Annotated in this window: 12 protein-coding genes and 1 pseudogene; 11 read left to right on the top strand and 2 right to left on the bottom strand. The window is 68.2% G+C overall.

Annotated elements, in window-relative coordinates:
* Positions 1–200: 200 nt before the first annotated feature.
* From AC5JLE_RS05155 to pncB, 3 genes are all read left to right on the top strand, one after another.
* Entirely contained in the window at positions 201–1,052 is an 852-nt protein-coding gene (locus AC5JLE_RS05155) for a glycosyltransferase family 2 protein (RefSeq protein WP_049408712.1), read from the top strand.
* Positions 1,049–1,888, top strand: a complete 840-nt coding sequence (locus tag AC5JLE_RS05150) for a glycosyltransferase family 2 protein (RefSeq protein WP_014645900.1) — start codon at positions 1,049–1,051, stop codon at positions 1,886–1,888. The genes AC5JLE_RS05155 and AC5JLE_RS05150 overlap by 4 nt, the downstream gene beginning before the upstream one ends.
* Before the next feature lie 101 nt (positions 1,889–1,989).
* A complete protein-coding gene (gene pncB / locus AC5JLE_RS05145; RefSeq protein ID WP_014645901.1) occupies positions 1,990–3,171 on the top strand; it encodes a nicotinate phosphoribosyltransferase in 1,182 nt (393 codons plus the stop codon).
* Between the two features lie 16 nt (positions 3,172–3,187).
* Here pncB and AC5JLE_RS05140 read toward each other — a convergent pair whose 3' ends face one another.
* A complete protein-coding gene (locus AC5JLE_RS05140) occupies positions 3,188–3,553 on the bottom strand; it encodes a hypothetical protein (RefSeq protein WP_014645902.1) in 366 nt (121 codons plus the stop codon).
* Between the two features lie 458 nt (positions 3,554–4,011).
* On the opposite strand from AC5JLE_RS05140, the gene AC5JLE_RS05135 reads away from it, so the two are divergent.
* The 8 genes and pseudogenes from AC5JLE_RS05135 to AC5JLE_RS05100 all read left to right on the top strand — a co-directional run bounded on the left by AC5JLE_RS05135 (position 4,012) and on the right by AC5JLE_RS05100 (position 17,683).
* On the top strand, positions 4,012–4,551 hold the full coding sequence (locus AC5JLE_RS05135) for a fimbrial protein (protein WP_014645903.1): 540 nt from the start codon (positions 4,012–4,014) through the stop codon (positions 4,549–4,551).
* 85 nt (positions 4,552–4,636) lie between these two features.
* Positions 4,637–5,365 carry a fimbrial biogenesis chaperone gene (locus AC5JLE_RS05130; RefSeq protein WP_496065086.1) on the top strand — a complete coding sequence of 243 codons (729 nt, stop codon included), beginning with the start codon at positions 4,637–4,639 and terminating at the stop codon, positions 5,363–5,365.
* Positions 5,366–5,457: 92 nt separating this feature from the next.
* Complete coding sequence (locus AC5JLE_RS05125) at positions 5,458–8,022, top strand: fimbria/pilus outer membrane usher protein (RefSeq protein ID WP_049408715.1); 2,565 nt, start codon at positions 5,458–5,460, stop codon at positions 8,020–8,022.
* The gene (locus AC5JLE_RS05120; protein WP_032962457.1) at positions 8,013–9,050 is read left to right on the top strand and encodes a fimbrial protein; all 1,038 of its coding nucleotides are present in this window, start codon (positions 8,013–8,015) and stop codon (positions 9,048–9,050) included. The genes AC5JLE_RS05125 and AC5JLE_RS05120 overlap by 10 nt, the downstream gene beginning before the upstream one ends.
* Before the next feature lie 266 nt (positions 9,051–9,316).
* Positions 9,317–10,500: pseudogene (gene wecB, locus AC5JLE_RS05115) on the top strand (non-hydrolyzing UDP-N-acetylglucosamine 2-epimerase).
* Positions 10,497–12,698, top strand: a complete 2,202-nt coding sequence (locus tag AC5JLE_RS05110) for a cellulose biosynthesis cyclic di-GMP-binding regulatory protein BcsB (RefSeq protein WP_262093749.1) — start codon at positions 10,497–10,499, stop codon at positions 12,696–12,698. Before wecB ends, AC5JLE_RS05110 begins: the two are co-directional and overlap by 4 nt.
* Before the next feature lie 6 nt (positions 12,699–12,704).
* Complete coding sequence (locus AC5JLE_RS05105; protein WP_197561546.1) at positions 12,705–14,852, top strand: glycosyl transferase family protein; 2,148 nt, start codon at positions 12,705–12,707, stop codon at positions 14,850–14,852.
* Positions 14,849–17,683 (top strand): NfrA family protein, encoded by a 2,835-nt coding sequence (locus tag AC5JLE_RS05100; protein ID WP_197561547.1) that lies wholly within the window; start codon positions 14,849–14,851, stop codon positions 17,681–17,683. The genes AC5JLE_RS05105 and AC5JLE_RS05100 overlap by 4 nt, the downstream gene beginning before the upstream one ends.
* Here AC5JLE_RS05100 and AC5JLE_RS05095 read toward each other — a convergent pair.
* A complete protein-coding gene (locus AC5JLE_RS05095) occupies positions 17,677–18,681 on the bottom strand; it encodes a DUF4434 domain-containing protein (RefSeq protein ID WP_230548470.1) in 1,005 nt (334 codons plus the stop codon). The two genes, AC5JLE_RS05100 and AC5JLE_RS05095, sit on opposite strands and share 7 nt — an antisense overlap.
* Between the last annotated feature and the right edge of the window lie 5 nt (positions 18,682–18,686).

The following is an 18,686-nucleotide window of genomic DNA, read 5'->3' as shown; positions in this document are numbered from 1 at the left end:
TGAGCCGCATGGATGCGGCGACCGAGCTTACATGGACGTACTTGCAGCGTCCCCCGCAACCGGACCCGCCCCGCCATCCCACGGATAGCCGGCTTCTGCTGTTGCTTCGGCTTCGGCTCCAGCCTCCGCGGGTGCCGGGTGCAACCCGGCCGATACCCTCCCGGTGCTACGCTGTGGCCACCGACAACCACGGAGGCGGGATGGGGGCGATCGTGTTGTTGCCGCTGTGCGTGGACGATGCCGCACTCGACCGCTGCCTGGCCGCGCTGGATGCCGGCACGGCGCCAGGGACCGCGGTCTGGTTGGCCGATGACGCACAGACCGGGCCACGCGCGCAGGCGGTGGTGGAACACTGGCTGGCGCATACGCCGCTGCAGGCCGAGTACACCCGGCGCGCGCGGCCACTGGGCGAAGTCGCCCATCTGGACGAGATGCTGCGCGCCTGCGATGGCCTGGACGTGGCCGTGCTGGCGCCGGACAGCGTGCCATCACCCGGCTGGTTGCAGCAGTTGCAGGATGCCTTCGCCCGCGATGCCGCGATCGCCACCGCAACCCCCTGGTGCAATGCCGGCGAGACCGCCGCGTGGCCACGGCTGGGCGAGATCAATCCCGAGCCGCAGGACCCGGTCCTGCTGGCGCACACCTGCGCGACGCTGCCGACGCTGCACCCGGAGCTGCCATCGGCGGTCACCCACGCGGTGCTGGTGCGCGGCAACGCGCGCCGTCGCGCCGGCGGCCTGGACATAGACAGCTACGCTGGCTGGAACGCGGCACTGGTCGACCTCAGCCTGCGCATGGCCGGCCTTGGCTGGCGCAACGTGCTGTGCGAGACCGCCTTCGTCAGCCGGGCAGGGGAGGCGGTCAGCCGCGATGGCGATCTGGAGGCCCTGGCCGCGCGCTGGCCGGCCTGGGTACCGCGGCTGGCCGATTTCCTGATGCACGACCCGCTGCACGGGCTGCGCGCCGACCTGCAGCAGCGCATGCGGCAGGCGATAATGCCGAAGGAACAGGGCGACCTGTTCGTCCCGTCAGTGCCGGAGCCACCCGTTTGAATGTTGCCATCGCCGCCATCGTCGTCACTTACCAGAGTGGGAGCACCATCGATGCCTGCCTCTCGCGCCTGCGCCAGGCGCAGGATGTGGCCGAGATCCGGGTGATCGACAATGGTTCGCTGGATGGCACCCTGGACATCGTGCAGCGGCATGCCAGCCACGATCCACGCGTGCGCTTCGTCGGCAACCCGGACAATCCCGGCTTCGCCGCCGCCAACAACCAGGGCGTGGCCGACTCGCACAGCCCGTGGCTGGCCTTCATCAACCCGGACCTGATGGTCGAGCCGGACACGCTGGCCGAACTGCGCTCCCGCGCCGAAGCGCTGGGCGACTGCCTGCTGGGCGTTGAACAGGTGGACGAGCATGGCCATGCCGACGAGGCGGTGCGCCGCCGCGACCCGGATTTCCTGAGGATGCTGCGTTCGCCCGGCAAGGGCTCGAAGCTGGCGGTTCCGCGTGAGCCGCACCAGGCACTGCAGCGGGTGCCGGCACTATCCGGCGCACTGCTGATGATGCCGCGCGCGCTGTTCGACCGTATCGGTGGCTGGGACGCGGGCTATCGCCTGCACGCCGAGGACCTGGACCTGTGCCGGCGCGCGCGCGAAGCCGGCGCGGTGGTAGCGATCGCCAACGACCTGCAGGTTACCCATGTGCGCGGTGTCTCCAGCCGCTCGCGGCCGTTCTTCGTGGAATGGCACAAGCACAGGGGGCTGTGGCGCTACTTCCAGAAGTTCGAGGCCAGGCAGCGTTCGCTGCCGGTGCGCGCGGCGGTATGGGCTGCGATCTGGGCGCATGCGCTGATGCTGGTGCCGCGCCTGCTGCGCAGGTCGTTGTAGAGCCGAGCCCACGCTCGGCTGCATGGATAGGGGCATCCACGCGTGGTGTGGCTCCACTCGCCGCGCCCACGGTTCACTCCGCCGGGCGCATAATCCGCCCCATGCCTATCATCCAGTCCCTGCTCGACACCGACCTGTACAAGTTCACCATGATGCAGGCGGTGCTCCACCAGCACCCCGGCGCCCAGGTGCAGTACCGGTTCAAGTGCCGCACCCCCGGCATCGACCTGGCAAGCTACATCGCCCAGATCGATGAGGAAATCGACCACCTGTGCAGCCTGCGTTTCAGCGACGCGGAACTGGACTACATGCGTGGCCTGCGCTTCGTGAAGCCGGACTTCGCCGATTTCCTCGGCCTGTTCCATCTGGACCGCAAGTACATCCAGCTGCGTGCGTCGACGGCCGTGCCCGGCGAGATCGAGCTGGACATCACCGGCCCGTGGCTGCACACGATCCTGTTCGAAGTGCCGCTGCTGGCGATCATCAACGAAGTCTGGTTCCGCAACACCACCACGGCCGACTTCGCCGAAGGCGAGCGCCGCCTGCAGGCCAAGGCCGCGCTGCTGCGCGATACCCCCGGTTTCGAGCACTGCCGCATCGCCGACTACGGCAGCCGCCGCCGCTACTCGCGTGACTGGCATGCCCGCCTGCTGCCGCTGCTGCGCGACGCGCTCGGCCCGCAGCTGGTCGGTACCAGCAACGTCCACTTCGCGCGCCTGTATGGCATGACCCCGCACGGCACCATGGCCCACGAGTACCTGCAGGCGTTCCAGGCGCTCGGCCCGCGCCTGCGTGATTCGCAGGTGGCAGCACTGGAATCGTGGGCGCGCGAGTACCGCGGCGATCTTGGCATCGCGCTGTCCGACGTGGTCGGCCTGGACGCGTTCCTGCGCGACTTCGACATGTATTTCTGCAAGCTGTTCGACGGTGTGCGCCATGACTCCGGCGATCCGTTCGACTGGGGCGACCGCATGCTGGCGCATTTCCAGCAGCGCCGGGTCGATCCGCGCAGCAAGGTGCTGGTGTTCAGCGATGGGCTCGACATCGCCAAGGTGATGCGGCTGTACGACTACTTCCGCGGTCGCTGCCAGGTCGCGTTCGGCGTTGGCACCCACCTGACCAATGACCTGGGCCCGACGCCGCTCAACATCGTCATCAAGATGGTCCGCTGCAACGGCCAGCCGGTGGCCAAGCTCAGCGATTCGCCGGGCAAGAGCATGTGCGACGACCCGGGTTACCTGGCCTACCTGCGCCAGGTGTTCGAATTGCCGCAGCCGGAGTAATACCGGCCTGCAGGGCTTACAGGTAGTCGACGACCACCAGATAGGCGCCCTGCAGCGGCTGCTGCTTCGAAGCCTGCACGCTGTAGCGCTCGGAGAAGGCGATATCGCCGGCGCGCATCGCGCTGGCCGACACCGACAGCTTCTGGCCCTGGCGCTTGCCGTCACGCAGCGTCGCCGCCTGGCCATCGGCCAGTGCCGTCACGGCCACCGTCGAGCCCTTGGCCGACGGTGGGCAGGCCGCCAGGCTCAGCTCACCCTGGGACAGGTTCGTCGTGCAGCCCGGCTCGGCGATACGGCCGCTGAAACGGATGCTGCCGCTGCTGGCCTGGGCCAGCGCACTGACGGACATCAGGGCCACGCACAGCAGAATGGAGTTCCTCATGACACGTTCTCTGGTTCGGTGTGTCCTAGTTAGCGACAGGATCGATCAACCTTTAATAGGACGATTCCGAATCTGCTAGGGCCATCACCAAGAAAGAGTGATGCGCATCAAAGAAGCCAAATTCCCCCTGAAAAATGCCTGTTTCCGCGCGTGCCGAACGCGTCGCGCAATGCGACATCCCCAGTCGTTTGTAGCGTGACCGGGCCCCGCGTCAAATCCCCCGCACCCCGAGGCTGTGATTCGCCTAACACGTCACATTTAAGGCGTCAATGAATTGGCGTTCAGAAAAATAATGAGACTTTCATCACAGTTGTGCCTATACTTGCGTCACGGATTCAGGGAGAGGTATGTCCGAGTCCGGCCACAGGTGAGACGCAAGGATGGGTCTTGTTAGCCCGGCAGTGCTCCTTGCTTCCTCCTCTACTTCTCATCTCTTCAGTAGGGTTAGGTAAAAGCGAATGCACAAGATGAACCTCATTGCCGCTCTGATGCTGGCCGCCGCTCCGCTGGCCGCCAACGCCGCCGACGGCACCATCACCTTCAATGGCAAGGTGACCGACAAGACCTGCACCATCTCGACCCCGGGCGGCAAGGACTTCGCCGTGACCCTGCCGACCGTGTCCAAGAACACCCTGGCCACCGCCGGTGCCGTTGCGGGCCGTACCCCGTTCGCCATCAACCTGACCAAGTGCAGCGCCGGCAACGTCGCCACCTACTTCGAGCCGGGTTCGACCGTCGACTTCAACAGCGGCCGCCTGGTCAACCAGGCCTCGGCCAACGCTGCCACCAACGTGCAGCTGCAGCTGCTGGGCTCGAACAACCAGTTCCTGCCGATCAAGGCTGCCGGCGCTGGCCTGGCGCAGACCAACTCGCAGTGGGTCACCGTCGGCACCGACGGCTCGGCCGATCTGAACTACTACGCTGAGTACTACGCCACTGCCGCCGCCACCCCGGGCGACGTCACCAGCAGCGTCAAGTACACGATCATCTACAACTGATCGTCGTCGTACCCGCATTGGCCGGCGTACGCGCCGGCCAGTGCTTCGCGGCCCCTGGCCACACCCCTCGAGCGTAGTACTTCCGATGAAAGCAATCTTTCCCCGGGCGCTGCTGCTGGCAGCGTTCACGCTGCCCTTCTGCCAGAACGCTCTGGCCGGCGTGGTGGTCAACGGCACGCGAGTGATCTATCCGGCGCAGGCGCGCGAAGTGACCGTGCAGGTCGACAACGTGGGCGATTCGCCGGCGCTGGTCCAGGCCTGGATCGACAGCGGCGACGCCAACCAGACCGCCGACAACAGCGACGCCCCGTTTGTACTGACGCCGCCGATCGCGCGTGTCGAGCCGGGCCGCAGCCAGGCGCTGCGCGTGATCTTCTCCGGTGCGCAGCTGCCGACCGACCGTGAGTCGGTGTTCTGGCTCAACGTGCTGGATGTGCCGCCGTCGCCCGACAACGCCGACAGCGGCGACCAGAATTACCTGCAGGTCGCGTTCCGTTCGCGCCTGAAACTGTTCTACCGGCCGCAGGGCCTGAAGGGCGTCGCCAACGACGCGCCGGCAGCGTTGCGCTGGACCCGCACGGGCGATCGCCTGCGGGTGGAAAACCCCAGCCCCTTCCACGTCACGCTGGCCGAAGTGCATGCCGTGACCGGCAGCAGCGAGAAGACCGTCGAGGACAAGGGCGCCATGGTCGGGCCGAAGCAGAGCCTGGAGTTCACCGCACCGGCGGGCTCCGACCAGGTGCGCTTCATCACCATCAACGATTACGGCGGTCGGGTGGAGCACACGGTCCGCCTCGGCAGTACCGGGGGCTGAACGCGCCGCGCCGGCCATGGGCCTGCGCATCCCGCCACCGCCGCCGCGCGGCGAATTGAAGGAATGTCAGTGTGATCGGAAACAGATTGACATTGTCGATCCACCAGGCGATCTGCCTGCTGGTTGCTGGCGTGGCCTGCCCAGGATGGGCGCTGGCTGCGCCGGCCAATCTCGGCGAACAGGCGCTGATGGCGCAGAGCGGTGCGGCCAATGCGCGTGCACCCGAGTCGGCCCAGTTCAACTCCAGCTTCCTCTCCGGCCAGGCCAAGCAGGTCGACCTGGCCTCCTTCACCAATGGCAACCCGATGGTGGCTGGCACCTACCGTGTCGACGTCTACGTCAACGGTGGCTGGCAGGGCCGTCGCGATCTGCAGTTCAAGGCCGATGAGCAGGGCCGCGTCGACGCCTGCCTGCCGCTGCCGATGCTGGAAGAAATGGGTGTGGACAGCGAGGCCGTGCTGCTGCAGCAGGACCCGACGCTGCCGACCGACACGACCAGCTGCGTGCCGGTACAGCGGCGCATGGCCAATGCCTATGGCATCTATGACAGCGGCAACCTGCGCTACGACCTCAGCATCCCGCAGGTGTTCCTGCGCCGCGAGGCGCGCGGCTACGTCAATCCGTCGCTGTGGGACCGCGGCATCAACGCTGGCTTCGTCGGCTACAGCTTCAACGCCATCGACAGCGACAGCCGTGTTGAAGGGGGGCAGCGCAATCGCAGCGCCTACCTCGGCCTCAACGCCGGCCTGAACCTGGGAGGCTGGCAGTTCCGCCACGATTCCAACCTGACCTGGTCCGAAGGCAACGGCCGCCACTGGCAGAGCATTGCCACCTATGCGCAGCGCGGCATCCCGCAGGTGCGCGGCATGCTCACCATTGGTGAGGCCTACACCACGGGCGAGCTGTTCGATTCGATCGGCTACCGGGGTGCCAGCCTGGCCAGCGACGACCGCATGCTGCCCGATTCGCTGCGCGGTTACGCGCCGGTCGTGCGCGGCATTGCCGAAACCAACGCGCGCATCGAAGTGCGCCAGAACCAGCAGCTGATCTACTCCTCCACCGTATCGCCGGGCAGCTTCGTCATCGACGACCTGTACCCGACCGGCTACGGCGGCGACCTGGAAGTGAGCGTGATCGAGGCCGACGGCCGCCGCCGCGAATTCAAGGTGCCGTTCGGTTCTGTGCCGCAGATGCTGCGCGAAGGCGTGTCGCGCTACTCGCTGACCGCCGGCCAGGTGCGCAACAAGCTGCTGGCCGATGAGCCGTGGCTGGTGCAGGGTACCTACCAGCGTGGCATCGGCAACCAGTTGACCCTGTACGGCGGCAGCGCGCTGAGCGAAGGCTACCTGTCGCTGCTGTACGGTGTTGGCCTGTCCACGCGCGTCGGTGCCTTCGCTGCCGACGTCACCCATGCACGGACCTCGTTCGACCACTACGGCAGCCATACCGGCGCCAGTGTGCGGCTGAGCTACAGCAACATGATCGGCGAGACCGGGACCAACCTGACCCTGGCCGCCTACCGCTACTCCACTGAAGGCTTCTACAGCCTGCAGGACGCGCTGTATGGCCGTGATTCGGACAAGCGCGGCATCGATCCGACCACCCGTGGCCGTCAGCGCAGCCAGTTCCAGGTAACGCTGAACCAGCCGCTGGGCCGACGTGGCGGTGCGCTGTACGTGACCGGCTCGGTGCGTGACTTCTACGACCGTTCCGGCACCTCCAAGCAGTACCAGGTGGGCTACAACAACGCCTGGCGCTCGGTGAACTACGGCTTCTCGGCGCTGCGCACCGAAGAAGGCGTGCTCGGCCGTTCCGATACCCAGTACCTGCTGTCGATGAGCGTGCCGCTGGGCCGGGGCACCCACCCGGTGTCGTTCAGCGCCGACCTTGGCGCGCGCGACCGCGGTGGCTACGACAACAGCCGCGTCGGCATCACCGGTTCGGCCGGCGTCGACAACAACTTCAGCTACGGCGTGGCCCTGTCCGATTCCCGCGAGGGTGGCACCACTGCGGTCGGCAATGCCGAGTACCGCAGCCGCTACTCGGCGTTGAACGCCACCTACAGCCACTCGCGTGATTTCCGCCAGGCGTCGGTCGGTGCCAACGGCAGCGTGGTCGTGCATCCGGGCGGCTTCACCTTCACCCCGCAGCGCGGCGACACCATGGTGCTGGTCGAAGCGCCGGGCGCGCGCGATGCGATCGTCAGCAACGCGCCGGGCCTGCGCGTCGATGGCCGCGGCTACGCCGTGGTGCCGTACGTGTCGCCGTACCGCCTCAACACCGTCACCCTCGATCCGCAGGGCATGGCCCACGACGTCGAACTGGAAAGCACCAGCCAGTCCATCGCGCCGTTCGCCGGTGCCATCAGCTACCTGCGCTTCGACACCCGCAAGGGCAACGCGCTGCTGATCCAGGTGCGCAACGCCGATGGCCGCAGCATGCCGTTCGGTGCGCAGGTCAAGGACGAACAGGGCCAGCCGGTCGGCATGGTCAGCCAGGGCGGCCGCCTGTACGTGCGCAGCGAGAAGAACCAGGGCCAGTTGCAGGTCGAGTGGGGCGCCGGTGCCGACCAGCGCTGCACCATTGATTACCAGGTACCGGCGGGCGCCGATGCGTCCAAGACCGGCTTCATCCCGCTGGAGGCAGCATGCCGATGATTTCTTCCCGTGGCCGCCAGGCGCTGGCCGCGCTGGCCGTACTGGGCGGCGTGCTGCTGGCGCAGCAGGCCAGCGCCGCCTGCCGCATCCAGAACAGCTGGTTCATCGCCCAGGACGTGACCATGGACATGGGCCAGATCGTGATCCTGCCCAGCACCCCGGTCGGCGGCGTGATCAAGGAAATCAGTGAACCGATCACCCAGCAGAACAGCGTTGCCCGCTGCGATTCCTGGACTGGCGGTCGTTCGATCGGTGAGTACGTCAACGCAGCGCAGAAGCGCCCCGTGGCCGGCTTCTCGAACGTCTATGAAACCGATGTGGCAGGCGTCGGCATCCGCCTGTACCGCGATTCGGGTGCGATCCAGACCTACTACCCGCACTCGATCAACTTCGGTGGCGGTTCCGTGGTCAGCCTCATCGGTGGCCAGTTCCGCATCCAGCTGATCAAGACCGCTGCGCAGACCGGTTCGGGCGTGATCGCGCCGAACGGCCGCTTCACCAACTACTACTTCGACGGCGATGGCCCCGGGCGCCCGGTACTGACCTCGACGTTCAAGGGCTCGGGCACCACCGTGGTCAGTCCGACCTGTGAAGTGCAGGCCGGCAGCCGCAACATTGCCGTCGATTTCGGCAGCGTGCCCAACACCACCTTCACTGGTGTCGGCTCCAAGGCCGTTGATCGCGACTTCGAGATCCGCCTGAACTGCCAGGGCAGCAACGTTGCCGCCTACCAGAGCAAGATCGGCATCCGCCTCGATGCCGACCAGGACAGCTCGAACATGCCGGGCGTGCTGAAGCTGAGCGCGGCCAGCAACAGTGCCACCCGCATCGGCATCCAGATGGTCCAGCGCGATGGCAGCACCGAGCGTGAAGTGCGCTTCGGCCAGACCATCAACGTTGGCACCACCGCGCCGGGTACCAGCGTCATGGCGCTGCCGCTGCGCGCGCGCTACGTGCAGACCCAGGCCGGTACGGTGGGCGCGGGTGTCGCAAACGGCCAGGCCACGTTCACCATCCAGTACGAGTAAGGCCGCCCCGGCGGCTGCCCCTGCTGCGTTCCGCCGCAACGTCGCCCGGCTCACGGGCGGCGTTGACTGCGTCTTGATCCTGCAACGATGAAGATCGATGCCACGACGCGCATACAGACGCCTTAGTGTGATGTATGTCGCGAATTTGGAGTTTCCTCATGAGGTGACCGTCTCCTGCCTGCGGGTGCTGGACGGCAACGCCGAAAGGATCCAGACGTGGCTACTGCTGCTTGCCCCCTTCCGCGCCGGCTTTCGGGAGCGCTCCGGTGAAGGTCCTGTCGGTGTTCGGCACGCGACCGGAAGCCATCAAGATGGGGCCGCTGGTGCGCGCCCTGGCACACGCTGCGGATATCGAATCGGTGGTCTGCATCACCGGGCAGCACCGGGCGATGCTCGACCAGGTGATGGCGCTGTTCGAGATCACCGCCGACCATGACCTCGATGTCATGGTGCCCAACCAGACCCTCAATGGCCTGTGTTCCAGGCTGTTCGAACGGCTTGACGCGCTCTACACGCAGGTCCGGCCCGACTACGTGCTGGTGCATGGCGATACCACCACGGCGATGACCGCGGCCCTGGCCGCGTTCCATCACCGCATCCCGATCGGCCATGTCGAGGCCGGCCTGCGCACCGGCGACATCCACCGGCCGTGGCCGGAGGAGATGAACCGGCGGGTGATCGATGTGGTCGGCCATCAGTTGTATGCACCCACTCCCGGCTCGCGCGCCAACCTGGCCCGTGAGCACCTGGGCGGGCAGATCCTGGTCACCGGCAACACCGTCATCGATGCCCTGCAGCAGACCGTGCAGCGGCTGGATGCCGATCCGGCACTGCGTGCGCAGGCCGACGAACCCTTCCATATGCTCGACCCCGGCCGCCGGCTGCTGCTGGTCACCGGCCATCGCCGCGAGAGTTTCGGCCAGGGCTTCGAGGACATCTGCCGTGCGCTGGCCGAGCTGGCACGGCGGCCGGACCTGCAGGTGCTGTACCCGGTGCACCTCAACCCGAACGTGCAGGGCCCGGTCAATGCCCACCTCGGCAACCTCGACAACGTGCACCTGGTGCCACCGCAGGATTACCTGCGCTTCGTGCGCCTGATGCAGCGCGCCGACGTCATCCTCACCGACTCCGGTGGCGTGCAGGAAGAAGCCCCGGCGCTGGCCAAACCGGTGCTGGTGATGCGCGATGTCACCGAACGGCCGGAGGCGGTCGAAGCCGGTGTGGTCACGCTGGTCGGCACCACGCCCTCGCGCATCGTCGATGCGGTCAACGCGGTGTTGGCACGCCCCCCGCAGCCGGCCCGCTTCGACCCCGATGCCAGCCCCTACGGGGATGGCCGCGCCAGCGCCCGCATCGTCGCCGCCCTGCGCGGTGCGCCCCTTCCCGAATTCTCGCCCGGCGTCCGCAGCAGCGGCGCCGTCCACCCCATCCACGCGAAGTGACGCCATGACCCAGACCGGCCGCTCTTCCCTGTTTGCATCCGCCGCTGCGTTCGTCCTGTCGGGCGTGGTTGGCAGTGCCCATGCCGCCGACAGCGTCGCCGGCCAGTTCACCGAATGGAGCAGCGACAGCACGGTGAACCGGCAGATGACCCTGCGCGAACTCGGTTTCCGCCAGCCACTGGTGCTGAGCGGGCAGGAGAGCCAGCGCGAGGTCTACCTGCCGGTGCCGGCCGGTGTGGCCACCCGCGACGCGCAGCTGCAGCTGGATGGGCGCTATGTGCGCGGCCACGCCGGGCGCACCTCGGGCCTGTGGTCGGTCGATGGCGACCCGATCGCGGCGCGTTCGATCACCGATGCCCAGGGCGATGCCAGCCAGCTGCTGGCCATCGATGGCGAACCCCGCCAGAGCGGCTTCGTACGGGTCGGCGTCGGCTGGTGGTCGATCGTGTCCGATTACCAGTGCGCCGACCAGAGCGCGCCGGCCAATGTGCTGCGGCTGTCGCCGGACTCGCGTTTCAGCTACCGCTTCGACGGCCGCGCCGTGGATACCGTTGCCAAGGCGTGGGGGGCGCTGCCACCGCGGGTGCGCCTGCTGGTGGATGGCAAGGCGCTGCAGGCACCGGCCTACGATGCGGCTTGGCGCATCGGTACCGCGTTGCAGGCCGGGGGCAAACAGGTGCAGGTGGTGGCCCTGCCCAAGGTCGGTGACAGCGTTGACCTCGCCGGTATCAGCATCCCGGCCAGCCTGCAGGGCGTGCCGGCCTACGCCGCGCTGGCCACGGGTGAGCGCGCGCATGCGATCAGGGATCTGGCCGAAGTCGGCGCGCTGCTGTCATTGCGGGACAGCGGGCCGTTGGCCGCCGATGTGATGATCGGCAGCGATGCACTGCGCGCCGGCGTGCGTGCGGCGCTGGATGCGCTGGCCGTACAGGTCGGTGCGGCGGGGGCCGATGCGGGCACCGCGTTCGCCGCGTGGCGCGGTACCGACATGGGCGGCCTGGAAAAGCCCGCCGCCAACGCGTCGGTCAGCGTGGTGGCCGTGGCCGGGCGTCCGACGCTGGTGGTCGACCCGGCGGCGGCGGGCAAGGTCGCCGGGCTGCTCGCCGAGCAGTGGCGCAGCTATGCACTGGGCCGCAGCCTGCAGGTCAGCGCAGCGGGCACGCCCAGACTGGATGGTGACCAGGTACTGCTGAGCCGGCTCGGCAACATCGCCGGCACCATGGATGTGGTGACCCGCGCCGACCGCAGCGCCAGCTTCGACCTCGGCGCACTGTCGGCCGATGGCCGCCTGCCCGAGCAGGTGGTGATCGATGTCTCGGCGGCCCCCAACGCGGCCGGGCAGGGCGCGGTCGCCACGATCTACCTCAACGATTACCTGCTGGGTGGCAAGCTGCTGTCGGCCAACGGCCAGCCGCAACGGCTGGTGGCCAAGGTGCCGGCCTACGCGCTGTCGGCACGCAACGAGATCCGTGTCAGCTTCCTGCGCCAGCCGGCGCGTCCCTACTGCCACGATCCGGCCACGGGCTATCCGGTCTCGATCCTGCCCAGCAGCCACCTGACCCTGGCCAAGCGTTCGCTGGGCAGTGACTTCGTGGGTGCCAGCAGCCAGCTGTCGCGCGGCAACCAGGTGTTCGTGCCCGGCACCTGGCTGCAGGATGCGCCGGCCTCGCTGGGCAAGGTCATCGCGGTGACCAGCGCAGTGGGCGCATCGCCGGAGGCATCGGAACTGAAGGTGGTCGAAGCCGGTGCCGTGGTCAGCCCGGGCGCGCCGTGGCTGGCGTTCGGCGTGGCGCCATCCGGTGTCGATATGGCCGGCCTGAAGGATGGCCACCTGCTGATCGGCGGCAAGCCGCAACCGCTGTTGGATGTGAGCGGGCTGGATCGTGCCGCGGTGGTGCAGGTGGGGTCGTCCGGTGGCCAGCTGGGCGTTGTTTACAGCGACCTCGGTGCGCAGTCACCGCCGTTCGGCGCCCCATTCCGTTTGCTGCGGGGCGATCTCGCCGTGCTCGACGGCAGTGATGCCGTGCGCGAATTCGACCGCCAGGATCCCTACGGCACGCGTATCGCGCAGGACGGCAACCCGCAATCGAAGTGGGAACGGCACATGGTCTGGCTGCTGCTGCTGGTCGGCGTGATCGTGTTCGCGCTGCTGGCCGCCCGCGTCACCCAGGTGCGTCGCCGCAAGTCCGCCAACACAGGGCACTGATCCACCGTGGACGGTCTGTTCTGGAACATCCAGCTGGCCAACTACTACGCCGCCCTGGAAACCACGGCGGCGGCGGTGGCCGTGCTGATCCTGATCTCCAGCCTCGATGACCTGTTCATCGATGTCTGGTACTGGGTACGCGAGAGCTGGCGCGCGCTCACGATCAAGCGCCGCGATGCCTACCGGCCGCTGACCCAGGACGACCTGCTGCAGCGCCCGCAGCAGCCGCTGGCGATCATGGTGCCGGCGTGGATGGAGTACGACGTCATCGCGCAGATGGTGGAGAACATGATCAACGTGCTCGATTACCGCGAGTACGTCGTGTTCGTCGGCACCTATCCCAACGACCAGCAGACCATCGATGAGGTCGAGCGCATGCGCCGCCGCTACAAGCGCCTGCGCCGCGTGGAAGTGCCGCACGACGGGCCGACCAGCAAGGCCGACTGCCTGAACTGGCTGATCCTGGCGATCTTCGACTACGAGAAGCGCCACGACATCGAGTTCGCCGGGGTGATCCTGCACGATAGCGAGGACGTGCTGCATCCGATGGAACTGCGCTTCTACAACTACCTGCTGCCGCGCAAGGACATGATCCAGCTGCCGGTCACCTCGCTGGACCGCGAGTGGTATGAGCTGGTTGCCGGTGTCTACATGGACGAATTCGCCGAATGGCACGCCAAGGATTTGGTCGTGCGTGAAAGTGTTTCCGGCATGGTGCCATCGGCGGGCGTCGGTACCTGCTTCTCGCGGCGCGCGCTGCTGGCGCTGAGCGCGCAGACCGACAACCAGCCCTTCAACACCGACAGCCTCACCGAGGATTATGACGTCGGTGCGCGGCTGGCGGCGATGGGCATGCAGTCGATCTTCGCCCGCTTCCCGGTGCAGTTCCGCGTGCGTCGCCCGTCCTGGTTCGGCTGGGGGCCGGTGCGCGAGCGCACCCAGCAGATGGCGCTGTGCGTGCGCGAGTACTTCCCCGACAACTTCCGTGCCTCGTACCGGCAGAAGGCGCGCTGGGTGCTGGGCATCGGCCTGCAGAGCTGGGAGTCGCTGGGCTGGCGCGGCTCGCTGGCCACCAAGTACCTGCTGGCGCGCGACCGCAAGGGCATCATCACCTCGTTCGTCAGCATCATTGCCTACCTCATCTTCCTGCAGCTGCTGCTGTTCTGGCTGCTGAAGATGTCCGGGGTGTGGACGATGCAGTTTCCCAGCGTGTTCCAGGCCGGCACCTGGCAGATGACGGTGGCGCTGCTGACCACCGCAGCGCTGGCCACCCGCGTCGTGCAGCGCTTCTATTTCGTCAACCGGCTGTACGGCTGGGAGCATGCCTTGATGTCGATCCCACGGATGGTGGTCGGCAACATGATCAACTTCATGGCCACCGCCCGCGCGTGGAAGGTGTTCCTGGCCTACCTGCTGTTCGGCAAGCGCATGGTCTGGGACAAGACCATGCACGACTTCCCGGACGCGGCGCAGCTGGTGCAGACGCGCAAGCAGCTCGGCGAACTGTTGACCACCTGGCAGGCGGTGGAGCCGGAGCGCCTGCAGCAGGCACTGGAGCAGCAGCAGGACGGCCGGCAGCAGCCGCTGGGCCGCATCCTGCTCACCCAGGGGTGGCTGGATGATGAAACGCTGGCCGAGGCGATCGCCTTCCAGGGCGACCTGCCTCGTGCGGTGATTGACGTGGACTACCTGCGCGCCTGCCACTTCCCGGTCAGTGCCGATGCCTGCGTGCAATGGCGCATGTTGCCGCTGCCACCGCGCCAGCAGGGCACCCTGCGGCTGGCCGTGGCCAGCCCATTGCCCGAAGAAGCGTTGGCACTGCTGAAGCAGGAAACCCGCAGCGAGCACATCGAACAGAGCATTGCCCGCGAAAGCGAAATCAACGCAGGCCTGCGCCTGATCGGCGGCGACCGGCACTGGCAGCTGGACAACGTGCCCCTGCTGGGCGACCTGCTGGTGGAGATGCGCCTGATCGACCACGCGCGCTTCGAGATCGCATTGGACGCGTACAAGCCGCAGCGCGACGGCCGCATCGGCGATTACCTGGTCAAGCAGGGCATCACCACCGAAGACGCCGTGGCCCAGGCCATGCAGGAACAGCGCCGGCGTGCGGCGGCGCTGCAGTCGCCGCCTCCCGGAGCCTTGCCAGCATGAAGACCACGCTGCTGTCCTCCGTCATTGCCGTGGCACTGGCCACGGCGGCCGCGCCGGTGCTGGCCCAGGCCGATGCAGCACTGCCGTTGTCCGGTGCGGCCTACCGCGTCGCCGAGCAGGCGTTTGCCGCCTATGAGCGCGGTGACTACCCGGCGGCTTACCGGCAGTCCACCGAAGCGATCCGGCTGCGCCCGGACGTGGTGCGGCTGCGCCTGTTGCAGATCTATGCGCTGCAGAAACTGGGGCGGGGTGCCGAGGCCGAGCAGCAGGCACGTCGTGCACTGGATGCGGGATTGAAGGATCCGGCGTTGCCGGCGCTGGCCGCTGCCACCGCTGCGCGCAGCACGCCTCCGGATGCCAGGAGCGGGCGCGCACCCTCCCCACCGCGCGTGGCTGGCAGCGGCGCAGACCGCGCCAGGCAGCAGGCCTACGCGCTGGCCACCGAGGCCTACGCCGCTTATGACGCCGGGCGGATGGGAGAGGCAGCCAGCAAGGCCGAGCAGGCCTTCCGGCAGCAGCCAACGCAGGGCGCCTGGGCGATGCTGTGGGTGGCCGCGCTGGAAGCACAGCAGCAGCCCGAACAGGCCGACGCCGCCATTGCCACCGCGCTGCAGCTGGGCGCGCCGAATGTCGAGGCATTGCGCGCACGGCGCGTGGCGCTGGATCGACAGCGCGCGCTGCTGCAGGCCCAGCAGGCGTACCGGTCGCTGTCCACGCAGGATGATGCCGCGGCCGTTGCGCAGGCACGTGCCGCTGTCGAGCTGGCACCGGAGGTGGCGACGTACCGGTTGCTGCTGATTACCGCGCAGCTGCAGCAGGGGCAGCTGGCCGACGCCGAGCGCAGTGCCGACCAGGCGTTGCAGGCCGACGGCCAGGATCTCAATGCGCGGGTGATGCGCGGCTACCTGCGCCAGCGCCAGGGCAACAGCCTGCTCGCCAACGAGGACTTCGACGCCGCGCTCGCCATGCCGGGCTCAACGACGCAGCAGCGCAACGTGCGCCTGCTGGCGGTGGATGCGGCCCTGGCCGCTGGGGATCGCGCACGTGCGGCTGCACTGCTGGCGCCGCTGCGCGCGGCATTGCCAGCAGATGCCAGCGATGCACGCGCGCAGCAGCTGCTGCAGCAGGGCATCGAGCAGCGCGCCAAGGCGGTCCGTTCCAGTCGCGAGCGTCCGCGCATGAGCGCGCAGACCTATCCGGCGCCGTTCCAGCACTGCCAGTCTGGCGACAGCGGCAACCGTTGCGAGTTGATGCCGGCCGACCTGCAGGGCGACGGTGGCGCCGCGCAGCGTGCCTACGCGGCCTACGCGCGGCAGGACTACGCCGAGGCCATCGGCGAGGCGCGGCAGGCCGTGCAGCTCGCACCGGAGGACGCGAGCCTGCAGGGGCTGCTGACCACCACGCTGGCGGCAGGCAACCGCAGCCAGCAGGACGAAGCACGGCAGCGTCTGGATGCGGCGCTGGCACAGCGCCCTGACGATGCGGAGGCGCTGATGCAGCGCGGCTACCTCAACCAGAAGGCGCACGAGCCGGCGCGCGCACTGGCCGACTTCCGTGCCGCCGAGGCGACCGGCAGGGCACCAAAGGGCGTGGTGCTTGACCAGGCCTACGCCAGCGCGGCCAACGGCGATCACCCGCAGGCGGTGACCCTGCTGCGGACGGCCATTGATCGTGCCGATGCCGGCGAGCTGCCACTGGATGCGCACCAGCGCTACAACGTGCGCAATGCCATCGCCAACTATTCGCGCGAGTGGGGCGTGATCGCCTCGGCCGGCTTCCGTGGCGCGCGCCAGGCGGCGACCAATGTCGGCGGCGCGGCGATCAGTACGCCGGGTGATTCGGTGTTCAGCACGCTTGAAGCGTTCTGGCGCCCGCCGGCTTTCAATGACCAGCACGGCGCGCTGGAGCTTTACGCGCGGCTGCTCAACACCCTGTACGACCAGGGTGGCACCTACGAGTCGCTCCGCGCCGTGGACCCGTGCACCGGCGAATCGACGCCCGATGCACGCGCACGCGCCGAACGGCTCAGCCGCTCGCGTTCCACCACCGGCTGGCCGTCCACCATCGCCTCGTTCGGCCTGCGCTACGCCTTCGGCCAGACCGGCCTGAGCGCCGGCATCGAGCGTCGCCAGTTCCTCGGCAGCGCCACCCGCACGGGCGATGTCTACCCCGCTTCGGCGGCCGTGCAATGCAGCCTGCAGCTGGCCCGCAACCCGCCACTGGAAGCCAGCACACTGGCCCGCTACCGCCTGGCCAGCGGTTCCGGTGGCTGGATGTCCTACCTGACCTACGGCTATTACCACGGCACCGACCTGCGCACCGACGTGAATCAGTGGTGGATGGTCAGTGGCTACGCGCAGGGCGGTTACACGTGGGATGACAACAGCGCGCATTTCACCCTCGACGCACTCGATGCCAATGGCACGCCGGTGCGCCGGGTGGGCGATGCCAACGGGCGCCTGCATCGCGAACAGTGGTTCGCTGCCGGTGAACTGCGTGCCGGCCGCAGCTTCCGCTTTGGTGCCGGGCAGACCCACTGGGTGGTCACGCCGTATGTGGTGGTGGGGGCGGACTGGCTGGACCAGCGCTCGCGCGTGCGCGACATCCGCTACCCGCTGTTCCCGGCGCAGTCGTTCGCACTCAACGATACGCAGCGCAGCTGGTCACTCGGCGCAGGGCCGGGCGTGGGCGTGCGCTACTGGTTCCGCGAAGACCACTACAACACGCCGCGTTCCTACCTGGACCTGACCGTGCAGTACCGCTTCGCGATCGGCGGCGGTGATACGCAGCGCGCCAAGGGCCTGTTCGCCACCGCCATCCTCTCCTACTGAGGCAGGCCCCAACGTCGTCGCAGCGCCGCGGCCTGCGGCGTGTCCTGGGTCAGCCACGGCTCCAGTGCATAGACCAGCACGTGCTGCGCACCGCTGTCGTGCGCCCACGCCAGCTGCCGCTGGATGCGCGCGGCATCTGCGGTTTCGCCCTTGAACGCGCTGCCGTCGGCGGGGCTGCCGGGCAGTTCGCGGAACAGTTCGACGATCGCATCGAACCCGATGCCCTGTGCCCGGAAATGGCCGAGCAGCGGTTGCAGCTGCTGCACGTTGCCGGCGCCGGCCACCCCCACGCCGTCCTGCACCATCGGCCGCAGCGCGGCCCGTGCCAGCACCGCCTGCCACAGCGCGACCAGGTCGCCGTCGGTCTGCAGGCGGCTGAAGTAGCAGGAGATCGCACAGTCACCGCCGCGCGCGCTGGCGGCCTGCGCCAGCCCGTGCAGCCACTGCGCCAGCCATTGCTGGCGGGCCGGATCGGCCCAGTGGAACTGCTCCAGTTCGTAGGGCAGGTACCAGCCGCCGAAGGCGGGCTGCTGCGCCCACGGCGCCTGTGCCAACCAGCTGCGCGCGTGCGCCAGGCTGTCGGCCAGGAACGCCTGCAGCGTGGCGTCGTCGGCGCCGATGGCCTGCCACCAGCGTTGCTGGAAGGGCAGGCCAACGCGGATGCGGATGTCGTTCTCGCTGGCGGCGGTGAACAGCTGCTGCAGGTTGCTGTCCGGCAGCGACCAGTCGCCATCGCTGCCACCGACGATGCCGGTCCACTGCAGCACCAGCTGCCGGCAGCCCAGCGCGTGGGCAAGCTTCAACGAACGTTGCCAGTCGGCCGGGCCCCACTGCAGATGGCTGCGCCAGGGCTGCAGGAAGGTGCCATCCACCTGCACCGGCAGCGAACAGCCGGGCAGGGTGGCGAGCGTAGCGGCCAACGGCGCCAGCACTGCCGCGCGCAGCAACCGGCGGCGCAACGGCGAAGACGGATCCGTGGGAAGGTCGGGCCGAACCATGCCCG

This window comes from Stenotrophomonas sp. (assembly GCF_059505245.1).
This window is presented reverse-complemented; position numbering and strand designations above follow the sequence as displayed.